This is a genomic window from Sphingomonas sp. CFBP 13733, assembly GCF_014841795.1.
Taxonomy (GTDB): domain Bacteria; phylum Pseudomonadota; class Alphaproteobacteria; order Sphingomonadales; family Sphingomonadaceae; genus Sphingomonas; species Sphingomonas aerolata.
This window is the reverse complement of sequence record NZ_JACYUP010000004.1, coordinates 173,756-190,814: the sequence shown is the minus strand read 5'-3', so window position 1 is coordinate 190,814 and position 17,059 is coordinate 173,756. Positions and strand designations below refer to the sequence as shown.

Annotated in this window: 22 protein-coding genes; 14 read left to right on the top strand and 8 right to left on the bottom strand. The window is 68.0% G+C overall.

What is annotated here, in order from left to right; translation table 11 throughout:
- Window positions 1-22 precede the first annotated feature (22 nt).
- The gene (locus IFT71_RS13470; protein ID WP_192141495.1) at window positions 23-742 is read left to right on the top strand and encodes an HAD hydrolase-like protein; all 720 of its coding nucleotides are present in this window, start codon (window positions 23-25) and stop codon (window positions 740-742) included.
- Window positions 739-1,122 carry a hypothetical protein gene (locus IFT71_RS13465; RefSeq protein ID WP_236559065.1) on the top strand — a complete coding sequence of 128 codons (384 nt, stop codon included), beginning with the start codon at window positions 739-741 and terminating at the stop codon, window positions 1,120-1,122. Before IFT71_RS13470 ends, IFT71_RS13465 begins: the two co-directional genes overlap by 4 nt.
- 16 nt (window positions 1,123-1,138) lie before the next feature.
- Here the strand turns inward: IFT71_RS13465 and IFT71_RS13460 are convergent, their stop codons facing one another.
- From IFT71_RS13460 to IFT71_RS13445, 4 genes are all read right to left on the bottom strand, one after another.
- Window positions 1,139-2,065, bottom strand: coding sequence for a nucleotidyltransferase domain-containing protein (locus tag IFT71_RS13460; RefSeq protein WP_244654973.1), 927 nt, complete (start codon window positions 2,063-2,065; stop codon window positions 1,139-1,141).
- A gap of 71 nt (window positions 2,066-2,136) precedes the next feature.
- Window positions 2,137-2,997 (bottom strand): HprK-related kinase A, encoded by an 861-nt coding sequence (locus IFT71_RS13455; protein WP_192141491.1) that lies wholly within the window; start codon window positions 2,995-2,997, stop codon window positions 2,137-2,139.
- Window positions 2,994-3,281, bottom strand: a complete 288-nt coding sequence (locus IFT71_RS13450) for an HPr-rel-A system PqqD family peptide chaperone (RefSeq protein WP_342212660.1) — start codon at window positions 3,279-3,281, stop codon at window positions 2,994-2,996. The genes IFT71_RS13455 and IFT71_RS13450 overlap by 4 nt, the downstream gene beginning before the upstream one ends.
- 4 nt (window positions 3,282-3,285) lie before the next feature.
- Window positions 3,286-3,696, bottom strand: a complete 411-nt coding sequence (locus tag IFT71_RS13445; protein WP_031441639.1) for a hypothetical protein — start codon at window positions 3,694-3,696, stop codon at window positions 3,286-3,288.
- Between the two features lie 142 nt (window positions 3,697-3,838).
- Between IFT71_RS13445 and IFT71_RS13440 the strand changes: the two genes are divergently transcribed.
- The 9 genes from IFT71_RS13440 to IFT71_RS13400 all read left to right on the top strand — a co-directional run bounded on the left by IFT71_RS13440 (window position 3,839) and on the right by IFT71_RS13400 (window position 12,628).
- A complete protein-coding gene (locus IFT71_RS13440) occupies window positions 3,839-5,071 on the top strand; it encodes a sensor histidine kinase (protein WP_192141489.1) in 1,233 nt (410 codons plus the stop codon).
- A gap of 61 nt (window positions 5,072-5,132) precedes the next feature.
- Window positions 5,133-6,200: a substrate-binding domain-containing protein gene (locus tag IFT71_RS13435; RefSeq protein ID WP_342212659.1), complete on the top strand. Its 1,068-nt coding sequence runs from the start codon at window positions 5,133-5,135 to the stop codon at window positions 6,198-6,200.
- 49 nt (window positions 6,201-6,249) lie between these two features.
- Entirely contained in the window at window positions 6,250-7,626 is a 1,377-nt protein-coding gene (pstC, locus tag IFT71_RS13430) for a phosphate ABC transporter permease subunit PstC (RefSeq protein ID WP_056406037.1), read from the top strand.
- An 88-nt stretch (window positions 7,627-7,714) separates the two neighbouring features.
- On the top strand, window positions 7,715-8,929 hold the full coding sequence (pstA, locus tag IFT71_RS13425; protein ID WP_192142029.1) for a phosphate ABC transporter permease PstA: 1,215 nt from the start codon (window positions 7,715-7,717) through the stop codon (window positions 8,927-8,929).
- On the top strand, window positions 8,929-9,690 hold the full coding sequence (gene pstB / locus IFT71_RS13420) for a phosphate ABC transporter ATP-binding protein PstB (RefSeq protein ID WP_031395855.1): 762 nt from the start codon (window positions 8,929-8,931) through the stop codon (window positions 9,688-9,690). The genes pstA and pstB overlap by 1 nt, the downstream gene beginning before the upstream one ends.
- A 14-nt stretch (window positions 9,691-9,704) precedes the next feature.
- Window positions 9,705-10,388: a phosphate signaling complex protein PhoU gene (gene phoU / locus IFT71_RS13415; RefSeq protein WP_031395854.1), complete on the top strand. Its 684-nt coding sequence runs from the start codon at window positions 9,705-9,707 to the stop codon at window positions 10,386-10,388.
- Window positions 10,389-10,393: 5 nt separating this feature from the next.
- Complete coding sequence (phoB, locus tag IFT71_RS13410) at window positions 10,394-11,086, top strand: phosphate regulon transcriptional regulator PhoB (RefSeq protein ID WP_031395853.1); 693 nt, start codon at window positions 10,394-10,396, stop codon at window positions 11,084-11,086.
- Between the two features lie 156 nt (window positions 11,087-11,242).
- A complete protein-coding gene (locus tag IFT71_RS13405; protein ID WP_031395852.1) occupies window positions 11,243-11,611 on the top strand; it encodes a hypothetical protein in 369 nt (122 codons plus the stop codon).
- 102 nt (window positions 11,612-11,713) lie between these two features.
- Window positions 11,714-12,628, top strand: a complete 915-nt coding sequence (locus IFT71_RS13400; RefSeq protein WP_192141485.1) for an SDR family NAD(P)-dependent oxidoreductase — start codon at window positions 11,714-11,716, stop codon at window positions 12,626-12,628.
- Between the two features lie 17 nt (window positions 12,629-12,645).
- Here IFT71_RS13400 and IFT71_RS13395 read toward each other — a convergent pair whose 3' ends face one another.
- Together IFT71_RS13395 and epsC are read right to left on the bottom strand one after the other, a co-directional pair.
- The gene (locus IFT71_RS13395; RefSeq protein ID WP_192141483.1) at window positions 12,646-12,990 is read right to left on the bottom strand and encodes a DUF2794 domain-containing protein; all 345 of its coding nucleotides are present in this window, start codon (window positions 12,988-12,990) and stop codon (window positions 12,646-12,648) included.
- Between the two features lie 9 nt (window positions 12,991-12,999).
- Window positions 13,000-13,731, bottom strand: a complete 732-nt coding sequence (gene epsC, locus IFT71_RS13390; protein ID WP_037527486.1) for a serine O-acetyltransferase EpsC — start codon at window positions 13,729-13,731, stop codon at window positions 13,000-13,002.
- Window positions 13,732-13,882: 151 nt separating this feature from the next.
- Here epsC and IFT71_RS13385 point away from each other — a divergent pair, with 151 nt between their 5' ends.
- From IFT71_RS13385 to IFT71_RS13375, 3 genes are all read left to right on the top strand, one after another.
- Window positions 13,883-14,800 (top strand): LysR substrate-binding domain-containing protein, encoded by a 918-nt coding sequence (locus tag IFT71_RS13385; protein WP_031395848.1) that lies wholly within the window; start codon window positions 13,883-13,885, stop codon window positions 14,798-14,800.
- Window positions 14,801-14,886: 86 nt separating this feature from the next.
- Window positions 14,887-15,534, top strand: coding sequence for a fasciclin domain-containing protein (locus IFT71_RS13380; RefSeq protein ID WP_192141481.1), 648 nt, complete (start codon window positions 14,887-14,889; stop codon window positions 15,532-15,534).
- Window positions 15,535-15,679: 145 nt separating this feature from the next.
- Window positions 15,680-16,348 (top strand): fasciclin domain-containing protein, encoded by a 669-nt coding sequence (locus tag IFT71_RS13375; RefSeq protein WP_244654929.1) that lies wholly within the window; start codon window positions 15,680-15,682, stop codon window positions 16,346-16,348.
- Between the two features lie 6 nt (window positions 16,349-16,354).
- Here the strand turns inward: IFT71_RS13375 and IFT71_RS13370 are convergent, their stop codons facing one another.
- The gene (locus IFT71_RS13370; protein WP_192141479.1) at window positions 16,355-16,804 is read right to left on the bottom strand and encodes a molybdenum cofactor biosynthesis protein MoaE; all 450 of its coding nucleotides are present in this window, start codon (window positions 16,802-16,804) and stop codon (window positions 16,355-16,357) included.
- Window positions 16,801-17,058: a molybdopterin converting factor subunit 1 gene (moaD, locus tag IFT71_RS13365; RefSeq protein WP_192141477.1), complete on the bottom strand. Its 258-nt coding sequence runs from the start codon at window positions 17,056-17,058 to the stop codon at window positions 16,801-16,803. Before moaD ends, IFT71_RS13370 begins: the two co-directional genes overlap by 4 nt.
- Between the last annotated feature and the right edge of the window lies 1 nt (window position 17,059).

The following is a 17,059-nucleotide window of genomic DNA, read 5'->3' as shown; positions in this document are numbered from 1 at the left end:
CGCGCTGGCAGGCATCACGGCGATGACGCATTTTTCATTCGATATCGTCGGGTTCGACCTTGACGGCACCCTGCTCGACACCAGCGGCGACCTGACCGCGGCGGTCAATCATGCACTCGCGCTCGCGGACCGGCCGGCGCTGAGCGTCGAACAGGTCAAGCCGATGATCGGCGGCGGCGCGCGGCACATGCTGAAACAAGGGCTGACCGCGACCGGCGGCTATGACGAGGCGATGCTCGACCGGCTGCACGCCGCGCTGCTCGCCTATTACGAGGCGCATATCTGTGTGCTGACACGGCCCTATCCCGGGGTGATCGAGGCGCTCGACGCGCTGGCGGCGCGCGGCGTCACGATCGGGATCGTCACCAACAAGATCGAACGATTCGCGCGCACCGTGCTCGACGAACTCGGCCTGACCGACCGGTTCGCCTGCATCCTCGGCGGCGACACGATGGCGGAGGGCAAGCCGTCGCCGATGCCGATCCACGAAATGGTGCGGCAGTGCGCCGTGGTGGCGGACGCGAAGCGCGCCGGGGCGCAAAGTGCCGCCCCCCGCGCGGCGTTCGTCGGCGATTCGATCTTCGATATCCAGGCGGGACAGGCGGCAGGGTTGCCGACGATCGCGTGCAGCTTCGGCTTTCTGATGCAGCCGGTCGACGAGCTTGGGGCAGAGGCGGTGATCGACGGATTCGATGCGCTGATCCCCGCGCTCGACGACCTCGCCCGGCGCACCGCAGCGTGAACGGCCGCGACCGCGACCTGACCGGGTTCTTCAAGATCGCACTGGCGCTGGCAATCGTCTTCGCCGTGACGATGGCACTCCTCCCCAAGCCGCCGCATCTGCCGATCGACCAGTTCGGCGACAAGTTCCAGCACATGCTCGCCTTCGCGACGCTCGCTGCGCTGGCGTCGTTCGCCTATCCGGCGGCGCGCGGACGCAAGGTGCTCGAACGCCTGTCCTTCCTCGGCGCGATGGTCGAGGTGGCACAGTCGATTCCGTCGCTGCACCGCGACTGCGACATTCGCGACTGGATCGCCGACACGATCGCGATCGCCGTCGTCGTCGCGATCATCGCGATGGTACGACGGACACGGCCGCCCCGGCTGCGCACGCTGCACTGATCCCCCGCGCGGGCGCTCAGGCCTTGCGCCACTTGGTCCACAAATGGCGCGCGAGCATCGCCGGCGGCATCCTCAGCGCGTGCGACCGGACGTAGAAGGCCAGCCGCGTTACCGGGCGGGTCGGCCGCCCCCAGCCGTCGCGCGCGGTCAGCCGCCGCACATAGAGGCGGTCGCTGGCCGCCAGCCGGCCCCCGGCGAACAGGCCGTCGACGAGGCGCAGCGCGCGCGAGACGGGGAGGCGCAGACCATGCCGCGACGCCTCCTCTGCAAGCCCCTCGGTGCCGAACTCCTCGACCAGACAGCGAATGTCCCACAGGTTGCGCAGGCCGCCCGCCAGGTCGCCGTCCGCGAACAGATGCGCCGCGGCATGGACGATCATGCCATTGGGCGACAGCGTGCGCAGGCCGTTGCCGAGCGGCACGCTGTCCGCGATCAGCCGCGCGGGATCGGGCGTGACCCGCGCGGTGAGCGGCAGGATCGTGTGGTGGACGTCGATCATCCGGTCGCGCTCGCGATGGATCAGCGGCGGCAGCTCATGCATCCAGCGCCGGTAATAGGCGTCGTCATACGGATCGGGCTTCACCCACCCCCACCCCGCGCCGAGCACCGCCGCCTCGACCCGCTCGAGCGCCGCCCGCGGGACGAGGATGTCGAGATCGCCGATCGACCGGCCCTGCCCCGCCATCAGTCCCGCCGCGGCATAGGCCGTCCCCTTGAGGAGCACGACCGGGCAGCCGAGCGGGGCAAGCGCACGCCGCGCCATCTCCGCCTCCCACAGCGCCGCGCGGCGACCCTGTTCCGCGGCGGCGCGTGCATCGCCGAGGATCGCTTCGACCGCGTGCGGCAGCGGCAGTCCGTCGAGGCGCAGCGCCAGCGTCCCGATCAGCTGTTCGGCTCGGGCGATCGTCAGCAGGCTGGTCCAGCCTTCCGCGTCGAGCGCCATGACGCGTCCCGGATCGGCGAGCGCGTGGGCGAGCAGGCGTGCGTCCGCCGCCACGGTATGCGGGAGGTCTGTCACAGCGCCGCGCATAACGCCTCGACCTGCGCGACCCCGCTGGCGCCGTCGGGATAGTCGATCGCGATCGCGGGGACCTGCGCGATCAGGCGCGTCATCGCCGTGAATCCGGCCTCGCCGAGCGCGACATAGTTGGTCGAGGCCTGCGTCATCCGCACGAACGCCTCGGCAGGCGGCACGGGCCGGACCGCCGCCGCATCGCCGTACCGGGGAAACAGCAGCAAGGCGGGGGTCGCCGGCTGATCCATCGCGGCGATCGCGCGGGCGTCGGGGACCATGTGGCGGATATCGCCCTTCGGAGTCGCCGCCATCAGCGGCCCCATCCGCGCGTCTGGCCAGGCGGCCTCGGCCGCGGGGATCGCCGCATTCTTCAGGCTGATCAGCCGCGGAAACGCGTGGAGCAGACCTGTCGCGGGGTCGAGCAGCGCGAATTCATCACCCATGAACCGCCAGCCCCGCGCCGCAAGCAGCGTCGCCAGCGTCGATTTGCCCGCACCTGAGACCCCGGTCATCAGCACCGCCCGGCCATCGCGTTCGACCGCAGAGGCATGGAGCAACAGGTGGCGGCGTGCGCCGAGCGCCATCTGGAGGTTCATCGCCATTTCGGCGGCGAGCAGCCCGTGCCGCAGCGGAAGCGGCGCGGCCTCTGGCAGCATGTAATCGCCGCCGATCTCGACCGACGGGCGGACCAACCGCCGCCAGGGTCGCCGCGCGAAGAGGCGGACGGTGTAATCCGCCACCCCGTCCTGCGGCGCGGGATAGTCGCTATAGAGGCTGCGGAGCTGATCGATCGGCGCGCGCCAGTCCGATCCGATCCGGAACCCGATCGGACCGATGCGCAGCGCGAAGGCGTGTTTCACGACGTCGCGACAAGCCCGGCGGCGACCAGCTCGTCGAGCCGCGCCGCCAGCGCCGAAGCCGTGGCGTCGGCGAGATCATAGTCCTCCGCCAGCCGGTCGAGCAGCGCGTCGAGCGACAGCCCGGCGTCGCCCAGGATCGCCAGGATCTGCGGCGCGGGTTCGGTCAGCAGGTGGGTCATGCCCGAGCGACGATGATAGACCGCGGTGAACGCGTCGAGCGGCGCAAGGACCAGCCCGCCCGGCGGGTCGGCGCGGTAGATCGGCCCCGGTGCGGCGTCGTCCACGGCCTCAGCCGCGCGGCATCTGCAACGAGGCGAAGCAGGTGAAGCCGCCCTGGCCGCGCTGCAACCGGCGGATGTAATTTACATAGGCGCGGCTGCGTTCGGAGTCGGTGCCGGGCAGCTGGCCGCCGCTGTTGAGCACGCGCCGGACCTCCTCGCCCTTGAACGGCCGACTGGCGCCCGCAAATGCGCCCTTGGTCCCCGATGGCACGATCTTGCCCTGCGCATCGATGAAGCTGCCCGCGCGGCCAGCATCGGGCACCGGAATGTCGCAATTGAGCACCGATCCCGCGGTCTGCGCCAGCGCCGGACGGATCGACACGACCGCAGCGGCACCGACCGCGCCGAGCGTCAGGACGCGGCGCCGCGACGGCGTCGTCTCGATCGGATCGGTGTCGGGGCGCGTGTCGTCGCTCATCGGGTCTCCGCTAGCATCATGCCCTTTCACAATCATGAACCTCGCGCAAGCAACCGGGCTTTGCAGGGGGCGATGGGGCCGGCGCTGTGCCGCTGCGGGACGGGCTGGCGCGCGGGGCAGCGAATGGCCTAGACACGCGCGCATGTTGACCGGATTTGGACTGCGCACCTTTTGGGCGATCATTGTGGCCGGCGGTGCCGCAATCGCGGTATTCGCGATCGGCACGTCGATCCAGGCGGGGCTGGTCGCGCTGGTCGGCGGGATCGCCGCCGCACTGGTCGCCGCCGGGACCGGGGACGAGCCGCCCGCCGCCGCCGATCCCGCGCCGGTCAATCCGGCGATCCTCGACGAGACGCTCGACCTGATCGTTGAGCCCGTGCTGCTGGTCCGCGACGGCCGCGTTGTGCTCGCCAACCGCGCCGCGCGTGCGCTGCTCGGCGAACACATCATCGGCGACGATGCGCGCGTGGCGATCCGCCACCCCGCCGCGGCCGAAGCGCTGTCGTCCCCCGCCGCGCTGGGCGAGACCCCGCCGATCGAGCTGGTCGGCCTTGGCACCCGCGACCAGCGCTGGGAAATGCGCGTCGGCGAATTGTCCGACGGGCCGCGCATCGTCCATCTGATCGACCAGACCGGCAATTATGCCGCCGAACGGATGCGCGTCGATTTCGTCGCCAATGCGAGCCACGAACTGCGCACGCCGCTCGCCTCGATCCTCGGCTTCATCGAGACGCTGAGCGAGGAAGCGGGCGAGGATCCGGCGATCCGCGCGCGGTTCCTCAAGGTGATGGACGACGAGGCGAAGCGGATGCTGCGGCTGATCGAGGACCTGATCTCGCTCAGCCGGATCGAGGCGGAGAAATACCGCGTCCCCGACACGCCGATCGACCTGGCGATTCTGGTCGGCGACGTGCGGGCCGAACTGGCCGACGGTGCGGGCAACCGCGGCCTCGATCTGGTCGCGACGATCGAGCCCGCCGTCCCCCCGGTGTCGGGCGACCGCGTGCAGCTGTCGCAGATGCTGCATAATCTGGTCGGCAACGCGATGAAATATGGCCGCGCGGGAACGCCGGTGACGATCACCCTGGCGCGCGACGTGACCGGCATGGTCAGGCTGGCGGTACGCGACGAGGGCGATGGCATCGCCGCGGTGCACATCCCGCGGCTGACCGAGCGATTCTACCGCGCCGATGCCGGGCGCAGCCGGTCGCTCGGCGGCACCGGACTGGGGCTGGCGATCGTCAAGCATATCGTCGAGCGGCATCGCGGGCGCCTCGATATCGCGAGCCAGGTCGGGGTCGGCACGACGGTCGCGGTGATCCTGCCGCCGGCCGGTGCCGGCCCCGCCAATTCGTCGCGTGTCATCAAACGGTAACGCGACTGTCACACAGGATCCGGTCTAGCCGCGCTATCGGGCAGGCATGACGGGAATTGACGTGCAGCGTTTCGGGGCGATTTCAGGACTGGCGGTCACGGCACTGGCGGGCGCAACGCTGGTCGGCGGATGCGTCGATCAGGCGAATGGCGGCGGCGCAGGCTCGCGCGATCAGATCACCGCGGTCGGATCGTCGACGGTCTACCCCTTCACGACGATGATCGCCGAACAGCTCGTCGCCAACGATCCCGATGCCAAGGCACCGGTGATCGAATCGACCGGCACCGGCGCGGGGATGAAGCTGTTCTGCGCCGGCATCGGCGCCGGCCATCCCGATATCGAGGATGCGTCGCGGCGGATGAAGGCGAGCGAGTATAAGGACTGCGCCGCCAACGGCGCCGGCCAGATCCTGGAAATCCAGGTCGGGATCGACGGCATCGCCTTTGCCGAGGCAAAGAACGGCCCGAAGATGCAGCTCACCCCGACCGACCTGTACAAGGCGCTAGCCGCCAGCCCCGGTGGCCGACCCAACACCGCGCGCGTATGGCGCGACGTGAACCCCGCGCTGCCGCCGGTGCCGATCCAGGTCTATGGCCCGCCCGCGACCAGCGGCACGCGCGACGCGCTCGCCGAGCTGATCCTGACCAAGGGCTGCGAATCGAGCGATCCCGCCGCCAAGCCGCTCGCCAAGTCCGATCCCGATGCGCACAAGGCGCTGTGCACCCGCGTCCGCGAGGACGGGATGTATGTCGATGCGGGCGAGAACGACAATCTGATCGTTCAGAAGCTCCAGTCCAACCCCAATGCGATCGGCGTGTTCGGCTACAGCTATCTCGAAGAGAACAAGAACGACGTGAACGGCGTCGCGATCTCCGGTGTCGAGCCGACCTATGCGACGATCGCGGACACGCGGTATCCGGGGTCACGCCCGCTCTACATCTATGTGAAGAAGGCGCATCTGAGTGCTATTCCGGGACTGCGGACGTTCCTGAAACTCTATGCCGCCAACTGGAGCGCGACCGGGCCGCTGGTGAAGCGCGGCCTGATCGCCGCGCCACCCGCGGTCCAGGCCCGGTCGGCGGCAATCATCGCCAACGAGACGATCCTCGACCCGGCGGTGCTGTCGTGATGCACTACTGGAACACGATCCCCGCCCTGAAACCGGCGGAGACGGCCTGATGTCGGCACTCGCCCTCTTCTTCCTCGTTCTCGGGCTCGGCCTGATCGCATGGCTGAGCGCACGGATGCGTGCCGCACGGTTCCGGGTCGGCAACACCGCGCGGTTCAGCTCGCTGCCTGCGCATCACGGCTGGTATGTCGCGCTGTGGACCGCGATCCCGCCGCTGCTGTTCCTGGTCGGCTGGTCGATGGTCGCGCCCGCGCTCGTCACCGATACCGTGCTGGCCAGCCCAGCCGCGGTGCAGCTGCCCCCGCCCGGCTTCGACCGTGCCTCGATCCTGTCCGAGGCGCGCAGCCTGGCGGAGGGACGAAGCTTCGGCGCGTTCCACGAGCTCGCGCGCGTCCTGTCGCCAGTCTATGCCGCCGCGCAGTCGCGCTACGACTGGATCGCGACCGCGCTCGCGCTGTTGCTCACCTTTGCCGGCGGCGCGTTCGCATTCCTGCGCGTGCGGCCGGGCTTTGGCGCGCGGACGCGGGTCGAGCGGATCGTGATGATCCTGCTGCTCGGCGCGTCGCTGATCGCGATCCTGACCACGGTCGGCATCGTCGCCTCGCTGCTTTACGAATCCGCGCGCTTCTTCTCGATCGTGCCGATCTCCGACTTCCTGTTCGGCACGCACTGGAGCCCGCAGGTCGTCGACGCGCGCGATCCGGGCGCGTCGCTCGGCGCGGTGCCGCTGTTCTGGGGGACGTTCTTCATCGGCGCGGTGATCGCGATGATCGTCGCGATCCCGTTCGGGCTGATGAGCGCGATCTACCTCACGCAATATGCCGCCCCGACCACGCGCAAGTGGATGAAGCCGATCCTCGAGGTGCTCGCGGGCGTGCCGACCGTCGTCTATGGCTATTTCGCCGCGCTGACGGTGGCGCCTGCGGTGCGCGATTTCGCGGTGTGGATCGGGATCAGCTGGGCCTCGTCGGAGAGCGCGCTGGCGGCCGGGCTCGTGATGGGGATCATGATCATCCCGTTCGTCTCGTCGATGGCCGATGATTCGATTGCCGCGGTCCCCTCTTCGATGCGCGACGGCAGCCTGGCGATGGGCGCGACCTCGTCCGAGACGATCCGCCGCGTGCTGCTCCCCGCCGCACTGCCGGGCGTCGTCGGCGGCGTCCTCCTCGCGGTCAGCCGCGCGATCGGCGAGACGATGATCGTGGTGATGGCCGCGAGCGGCGTCGCGACGCTGACGCTCAACCCGTTCGCCAGCACGACAACCGTGACCAAGCAGATCGTCGATCTGCTGACCGGCGAGGCCGAGTTCGACAGCGCCAAGACGCTCGCCGCCTTCGCGCTGGGGCTGACGCTGTTCGTCGTCACCCTGCTCCTCAACATCGTCGCGCTGACGGTCGTGAAACGGTACCGCGAAGCCTATGAATAGCGTCACCCCCTTCATCGGTACGCCAGACGCTACGGCTTCGGCGAAGCCCGCCACGGCGCGCGTGCCGACCGACTGGACCACGAAGGCGATGCAGAGCCGCATCCGCCGCCGCTATGCCGCGGAGCGCCGGTTCCGCCTCGCCGGGCTGGCCGCGGTCTGGCTCTCCGCGGGGTTCCTAGCCTTCCTGCTGTCGTCGATGCTGTGGCAGGGCGCGAGCGGGTTCGTCGAGACGCGCGTCGCGCTGCCGATCGATTTCGCCGCCGCCGCACTGCCGATCGAACCCGCGCGGCTGACAAGCCGCGGCGCCGATCTCGCGCTCGCCAGCGCCGGTCTTGAGGGTGCGGTCGACAGCGCCGCTACGCGCGCGTTCGGCAAGGACGGCGAAGGCCTGTTGTCGGACGGCGCGTGGGTGACGGTACGCGATGCGCTCAAGGCGGATCCCGGTCTGCTGTCACGCAAGACGGTGATCGCGGTGCCCGTCGCCAGCCCGGTCGACATGGCTGCCAAAGGCGATGGCCCGCCCGAAGCGGAGGCCATCGTCGCCCGGCTCAAGGCGCGCGGCGTGCTGACGCGCGGGCTGAGCATGACGTTCCTCACCACCGCCGATTCGACCGACGCGACGCGGGTCGGCATCTGGGGCGCGTTCAAGGGCTCGCTGCTGACGATGATCGTCACATTGCTGCTCGCCTTCCCGATCGGCGTGCTGTCCGCGCTGTATCTCGAGGAATATGCTCCGAAGAACCGCTGGACCGACCTGATCGAGGTTTCGATCAACAACCTTGCCGCGGTGCCCTCGATCATCTTCGGGCTGCTCGGGCTCGCGGTGTTTCTCGGCACCTTCGGCATGCCGCGATCGGCGCCGCTGGTCGGCGGGCTGACACTCGCGCTGATGACAATGCCGGTGATCGTGATCGCCGGGCGCAACGCGATCAAGGCGGTGCCGCCCTCGATCCGCGACGCAGCGCTCGGGATCGGCGCGTCGCCGGTGCAGGTCGTGTTCCACCACGTCCTGCCGCTCGCGCTGCCCGGCATCCTGACCGGCACGATCATCGGCATGGCGCGCGCACTCGGCGAAACCGCACCGCTGCTGATGATCGGCATGCGCGCGTTCATCGCCGCGCCGCCATCGGGGCTGCGCGACCCTGCAACCGTGCTGCCCGTGCAGATCTTCCTGTGGTCCGACCAGGTCAGCCGCGGCTTCATCGAGAAGACCTCGGCCGCGATCATCGTCCTGCTCGTCTTCCTGCTCGCGATGAACGGCGTCGCGATCTACCTCCGCAACAAATTCGAGACCCGCTGGTGATGACCAACCACAAGATGACCGCGCGCGACGTCAGCGTCTATTACGGGCAGAAACGCGCGATCGACAATGTGTCGATCGACGTCGACATGGACAATGTCACTGCGTTCATCGGCCCGTCGGGCTGCGGCAAGTCGACCTTCCTGCGCACGCTCAACCGCATGAACGACACAGTCGCCAGCGCGCGGGTCGAGGGGAAGATCGAGCTCGACGGGCACGATATCTATTCGCCCGACATGGATGTCGTCCAGCTGCGCGCGCGCGTCGGCATGGTGTTCCAGAAGCCGAACCCCTTCCCCAAGTCGATCTATGAGAACGTCGCCTACGGCCCGCGCATCCACGGGCTCGCGGGTGCCAAGAGCGACCTCGACCAGATCGTCGAGAAGTCGCTGCGGCGTGCGGGTCTCTGGGACGAGGTGAAGGATCGCCTGACCGACAGCGGCACCGCGCTGTCGGGCGGGCAGCAGCAGCGGCTGTGCATCGCGCGCGCGATCGCGGTCGATCCCGAGGTGATCCTGATGGACGAGCCGTGCAGCGCGCTAGACCCGATCGCGACCGCCAAGATCGAGGAGCTGATCCACGAGCTGCGCGGCCGGTACGCGATCGTGATCGTCACGCACAACATGCAGCAGGCGGCCCGCGTCAGCCAGCGCACCGCCTTCTTCCACCTCGGCACGCTGGTCGAATATGGCGACACCTCCGCCATCTTCACCAACCCGCGCGAGGAACGCACCAAGGATTACATCACCGGCCGCTACGGCTGATGGGGACGGGATCGATGAACACGCATACCGTAAAGGTCTTCGACGACGAGATCGGCCGCCTCCGGGGCCTCATCTCGCAGATGGGTGGCCTCGCCGAGGACGCGATCGCCAATGCGATGAAGGCGCTCCAGCGCAACGACGTCGCGCTCGCACGCGAGGTCCGCGCGGCGGACAAGCAGATCGACGCGATCGAGGCGGAGGTTGAGCGGCTGGCGGTGCAGATCATCGCGCTGCGCGCACCGATGGCGATCGACCTGCGCGAGGTCGTCGCCGCGCTGAAGATCGCGGGCGTCGTCGAGCGGATCGGCGATTATGCCAAGAACATCGCCAAGCGCGTGCCGATGATCGAGAGCGAGCACCGGATCGATCCGATCTCGATCCTGCCCGCCATGGGCCGGATGGCGAGCGAGATGGTCCATGACGTGCTCGACGCCTTTGCCGCGCGTGATTTCGAGGCGGCGATGCTCGTCGTCGAAAGCGACGCCGCGCTCGACGATTTCTACGACAGCATCTTTCGCACGCTGGTGACCTACATGGTCGAAAATCCCAAGACGATCAGCCAGGTCGCGCACCTGCTGTTCGTCGCGAAGAATCTCGAACGGATCGGCGACCACGCGACCAACGTCGCCGAGATGGTCTATTTTGCCGCGACCGGCACCCAGATGGCCGACCGCGACCGCGGCGGCATACAGGAGTAATCGACATGGCCCGTGCAAGGATGCTGCTGGTCGAGGACGACGCGGCGCTCGCCGAACTGCTGGTCTGGCATTTCAAGCGCGAGGATTTCGAGATCGCGCACACCCCCGATGGCGAGGAGGCGCTGCTGCTCGCGCGTGAGAAGGTGCCCGATATCGTCCTGCTCGACTGGATGGTCGAAGGCCTGTCGGGAATCGAGGTGTGCCGCCGCCTGCGTCGCGCGCCCGAGACCCAGAACGTGCCGATCATCATGCTGACCGCGCGTGGGGAAGAGGAGGACCGTGTCCGCGGGCTCGAGACCGGTGCCGATGATTACGTCACCAAGCCCTTCTCGCCGCGCGAGCTGGTCGCGCGCGTCGGCGCGGTGCTGCGCCGCGTTCGCCCCGCGCTTGCCGGCGAAGCGCTGAGCTATGCCGACATCGAGATGGACACGGTCGGCCACAAGGTCCGCCGCTCGGGCGAGGTCGTCGCACTCGGGCCGACCGAGTTCCGGCTGCTCAAGCATTTCCTCGAACATCCCGGCTGGGTCTTCTCGCGCGAACGGCTGCTCGATGCGGTGTGGGGGCATGATTCGGACATCGAATCGCGCACCGTCGACGTGCATATCCGGCGGCTGCGGAAAGCGATCAACACCGGCGAACGTCCCGATATCATCCGCACGGTGCGCTCGGCGGGCTATTCGCTTGATACTGGCGGGTGAAAGTCGGGGTACTGCAAGCGGTCACCGACCGCGTCATTAGTGCAGAACCAAGACAAGCCGGTTAGAATCGGACGCGAAACGAAGGACCCAAGCGGGTTTTAGTGCGTTCAACCGTGGCGCTAACGAATTTGCGCTCCAAGTATTCAGGAGATTCGCATGAAGTCCATTCTTCTCGCCGCTGCAGCGTTGCTCGCCTCGCCCGTGCTCGCGCAGACCGCGCCGCAGACGATGCCGCCAGCAGACCCGGCCGCCCAGACTGCGCCCGCTGATCCGGCAATGGCACCGCCAGCCGCAGATCCCGCCGCTCCCGCCGATCCGGCGATGGCAGCCGATCCTGCAGCCCCTGCCGATCCGGCAATGGCACCGCCGCCGCCCGCAGCGCCCCAGGCTCCGATGGCCGCACCCGGTGGTGCGAACATCGTCTTCGGTCAACCGACGGTGACGCCGCCGACCCCGGCGCCTGCCGAGTATCCAACCTGCTCGCGCACCGTCAAGGACGGCTGCAAGAACCGCGGCGGTAAGTAAGCGATTACCATCGGTGCGGGCCGTGGCTAACGCCGCGGCTTGCGCCGACTGCTTTACGTTCTAGGAAAGGCGCTCCACGATAAGAGAGGGGCGCCTTTTTCCATGTCCGACAGCTTTGGATCCTTCGGTTTTGCTGGCCGCGTCGCGATCGTCACCGGCGCAGGCGGCGGGCTCGGCCGCGAATATGCGCTCGAGCTTGCCCGGCGCGGTGCGAAGGTTGTCGTCAACGATCTCGGCGCCTCGCGCGACGGTACGGGGCAGTCCGATGCCGCGCTGAAGGTCGTCGAGGAGATCGAGGCCGTGGGCGGCGAGGCGATCGCCAATGGCGGCAGCGTCACCGACTATGACCAGATGGTCGAGATGGTCGCGCGTGCGTCCGAAAAATGGGGCGGCGTCCATATCCTCATCAACAATGCCGGCGTGCTGCGCGACAAGAGCTTCGCCAAGATGGACCCCGCCGATTTCAACTTCGTCGTCGACGTCCATCTGAACGGCTCGGCCAACGCGACCAAGGCAGTCTGGGACGGGATGCGCGCGCAGAATTACGGCCGCATCCTGATGACCGCGTCATCGACCGGACTGTACGGCAATTTCGGCCAGGCCAACTACGGCGCCGCCAAGCTCGGCCTTGCCGGCCTGACCAAGACGCTCGCGATCGAAGGGGCGAAGAACAACATCCGCGTCAACACGATCGCGCCGACCGCAGGCACGCGGATGACGCAGGACATCTTTCCCGAAGAGGCGTTCAAGGCCTTCTCCCCCGACAAGGTCGCGCCCGGCGCGGTGTTCCTGGTGTCGGAGGATGCCCCGACCAACATGATCCTCGGCGCCGGCGCTGGCGTGTTCCAAGCCGCCTATGTCACGCTGACGCCGGGCGCGTTGCTGTCGGGCGACGATCTGTCGGTCGAAGGGGTGGCCGCCAACTGGGCGGCGATTACCGACCGCAACGGCGAGATCGTCCCGCAATCGGGTGCCGGCCAGGCGATGACCATATTAACGAAGCTCCAGCGCGGCTGACCACCGCGCCGGCGGGCTCAGCTTTCGACGAGCTTCATCAGCCGTCGCTCGACCGGGGCGAGGATCGGGCCGAGCTCATGGCCGCGCTTGATCACCGCCCCGCCTTCGCCGACCAGGGCCCACATGCCCTGGCGGTTGCGAAGCGCGGGGCGTTTTTCGATCCGGAATTCGGGCCGCTCGGCCGCGCGGCGGAAACAGGCGAACACCGCCGCCTCGCGGCCGAGATCGATCGCATAGTCCCGCCAATGCCCCGCCGCGACCATGCGCCCGTAAAGGTCGAGGATCCGCATCAGTTCGAGCCGATCGAAGCCGATCTGGGTGGGGGCGGTATTGCGGGTCGGAAAGGGCGTGACGTTGTTCATCAGGACGGATCAGGCCCGATCGCGCAGATCCTGTTCGACCGGGCCGCGACGGAGCCCGTCGCGATCGGTCGACAGGTCCTGATCGGCGAGCAGCGAGTCCAGACGCTTGCGCATCATCTCCAACTCACAGCGCATGATCTCCATCTTCTGCGTCGCCGGGTCGAAAGCCTCGGTGCACGGCGTGCCATAGGGCACGAAGCGCGGGGCCTCGGGTGCGGCGCCGCCCTCTACCGTCGTCGCGCGCGCCGGGATGCCGACGACGGTCGTGCCCTCGGGAACGTCGCGCGTCACGACCGCATTCGCGCCGACTCGCGAGCGGCGGCCGAGCGTGATCGGCCCGAGCACCTGCGCGCCCGATCCGATGATCGCACCGTCCGAAATGGTCGGGTGACGCTTGCCCGCAACGCCATTGTCAGGACTCGTCCCGCCCAGCGTCACGCATTGATAGATCGTCACATCGTCGCCGATCAGCGACGTTTCGCCGATCACGACGAAGCCGTGGTCGATGAAGAAGTTGCGGCCGATCGTCGCGCCGGGATGGATGTCGATCGCGGTCAGGAAGCGCGACAAATGATTGACGCACCGCGCCAGGAAGAAATTCTGCCCGCTATACAGCCGGTGTGCGATGCGGTGCATCCCCAGCGCCCAGACGCCGGGGTAGAGCATGATCTCCGCGCGAGAATGCGGCGCCGGGTCACGCGCCCGGATCGAGTCGAGATAAGCCCCTAACCGGCTGAACATGCGCATTCCCCTTGGCGGTCCGCTCATTTAGGCGTTCACAGGGGCGATTTCCAGCGGGCGGGGGCAACGCCGCGGCGGACGCCCCGCGCTGACGGTCTCATTATCGACCCGGCATGGACAAACGGGGGTGCACGATCGATATGGGCGATCAATGGCTGCAACCTATCTCCCCACGCTCAAGCAACTGCAATATCTCGTCGCGCTGAAGGATCATGGCCATTTCGGTCGTGCTGCCGAGGCCTGTTTCGTGACCCAGTCGACGCTGTCGGCAGGCCTGCGCGAGCTCGAGACGCTGATCGGGGTGGTGCTGGTCGAGCGCACCCGCCGCGTCGTCCGCTTCACCCCGCTGGGGGATCGGATCGCGGACAAGGCGCGCCGCGTGCTGCGCGAGGCGGAGGAACTTGGCGACATGGCGCGCGCCGCGGGCCGGCCGCTGTCGGGCGACATGCGGATGAGCGTGATCCCGACGATCGCGCCGTTCATGCTCCCGCGCATCCTGCCGCGGCTGCGACGCGACTATCCCGACCTCAAGCTGTTCCTGCGCGAGGAGCCGAGCGGCGCGGCGTGCGAGGGGCTGCACAACGGCCGCACCGACTGTGTGCTGCTCGCCCTGCCCTATGCCTGCGGCGAAGTCGCGTTCGAGCCCCTGTTCGACGACCGGCTGTTCGTCGCCTTCCCAACCGAGGACGTGCCCGCGGACCGGACGTCGATCCCCGCCTCCGCCATTCCCGCCTCGGCGATCGACGAGACGCGGCTGTTGCTGCTCGAGGACGGGCATTGCCTGAAGGATCATGCGCTCGCCGCATGCAACCGCCCCGAAATCCGCGCCGAGGCGACGATGATGGGCACGTCGCTCCACACGATCGTGCAGATGGTCGACAATGGCTTGGGCATCACGATGCTGCCTGAGATGGCGCTGAACGCCGGGATCCTCGAAAATACCGGGATCACCGCGCTGCCGCTCGATGCCGAGAACGCGTTTCGCCGGATCGCGCTGGTATGGCGCAAGGCCTCGCCGCGCGAGAAGGATTTCCAGTTGCTCGCCAAGGCGCTTGCCGAGGCCCGCTGACCGGCCGCGCTGGCTCGCACTGCAACAATTTCCGGGCTCAACCGTAGTTGCGGTTCGCAAGCGCCCGTTTGAGGAGATAGATTTCGATGTCGAACATGCGCCCACTGTATATTGGCCTGGGCACCACGGGTCTCGTCGCGCTCGCGCTCGCCGCGTGCAGCAGCGGCAACAGCGACCTAGGCACGCCGACGGCGCCGCCCCCCGCCAACCCCGCACTGTCGACGCCCAACGGGCCGATCGCCGTCGCCAACCCGACCGTCGGCGGCGTGCCGATGATCGCGACGCGGACGATCGTCGACAATGCCTCCGCCGCACCCAATCTCGCAACGCTGGTCACCGCGCTGAAGGCCGCGGACCTGACCGTGACGCTGTCTGGGACCGGGCCGTTCACCGTTTTCGCGCCGACCGACGCCGCATTCGGCCGGCTCGCGCCCGGCATGGTCCAGACGTTGCTCAAGCCCGAGAACAAGGCGTCGCTGGCGAAAGTGCTGACCTATCACGTCGTGCCGGGCGACATCACTGCTGCCGACCTAAAGGCACGTGTCGCGGCGGGTGGCGGCACCGCCGCACTGACGACGGTCGAAGGTGATGCAATCACGGTGACCCTTGTCGGAGATATCATCGCACTCACCGACGTCAACGGTAACAAAAGTTATATTGAGACCGCCGATGTGCGTCAGTCGAACGGCATTGTTCATGTCGTCAACGGGGTAATCGTACCCCGCTTGTCTTGAGTAAGGTGTATAGCTTGCCAACACTTCGTCGCGTCAACGGCGCACTTGGTCCTGTTGGCGCGTCCGTAACTTGGCAAACCGCCGCGTGACTCCATACGTTCTATCGCAGAATTTATTTCACGATTGTTTCAGCCAGGAGAAATCCATGATCACCAAGACCCCTCTCGTCCTTGCCGCAACGCTTTTCGCGGCCGCACCGGCAATCGCGCAGACCGCGCCGAGCGGCGCGACGCCTGCACAGACCGCGCCAACGGGCACGGCGCCCGCACAGACCCCGATGCAGACCCCTGCACAGGCTGGTACCGCCGCGCCGATGACCGGCGCTCCAGCAGCACCCGCCGCAGCACAGCCTGCAGCGACCGCGACGATCGCGGCAGCGCTGCCGACGCTCCCAAATCGCGCGACGCTCACCAAGCTGGTGACTGCGGCCGGCCTCGGCACGACGCTTGCGGGCCCCGGTCCCTTTACCGTTTTCGCACCGAGCGATGAGGCGTTCACGCGGCTTCCCGCCGGCGCACTCGACACGCTGATGAAGCCGGAGGCGAAGCCCACGCTGGCGACGATCCTGAAGTATCACGTCGTCGCAGGCGCCGTGACGTCGGATCAGCTGAAGGCGCAGATCACGTCGGGTGGCGGCAAGGCCGTCCTCACGACGCTGGCCGGCCAGCCGCTGACGGCATCGGTGGGTCCGAACGGCAATATCGAACTGACGGACGTTGCTGGCAGCAAGGCCTATGTCGACACGGCAGATGTCAAGGCGACCAACGGTGTCGTCCATCTCACCAACGGCATGAGCGTTCCCAAGATCGGCTAACGCCGTCTAGGAGGTCCAGCGCGCGGCGGCGTCCTTGTCGGCGTCGCGCGCTTCGACCCAGCTGGCCTGTGCGCCGCGGGTCTCGCGTTTCCAAAACGGCGCATCGGTCTTCAACCGATCGATCAGATAGGCACAGGCCTCGAGCGACGCCGCACGGTGCGCAGACGCCGCCGCCACGAAGACGATCCGTTCACCCGGATGCATCGGCCCGACCCGGTGGACGATGGTCACCGCACTCAGCCCCCAGCGCTCGACGGCACCTGTCGCCACCTTGGTGAGCGCAGCCTCGGTCGCACCGGGATAATGTTCCAGTTCGAGCGTCTCGACACCGTCATCCGCCCGCACGAGGCCGGTGAAAGTCGCCACCGCGCCCGCGCCGCGTTCGCCGGCGGTTTCGGCCTGCGTGATCTCTGCCAACAGGTCGATCGGCGCCGTCTGGACGATGATCCGAATCATCCGCCCGTCACCGGGGGGAAGAGCGCGATCTCGTGCGCGCCGGCGATCGGGGTGTCGATCGGCACGAACGCCTGATCGAGGGCCGCACGCAGTCGGGCGGGATCGGCAAAGGCGGCGGCATGGCCCGGGCTGGACAGCGCGAGCCAGTCGACCAGTTCGGCGATCGTGGTCACCGATGCGGGCGGATCGACGCGTTCCTCGCCCGTCCCGATCCGTTCGCGGACCCACGCAAAATACACCATCGTCACCGTCATG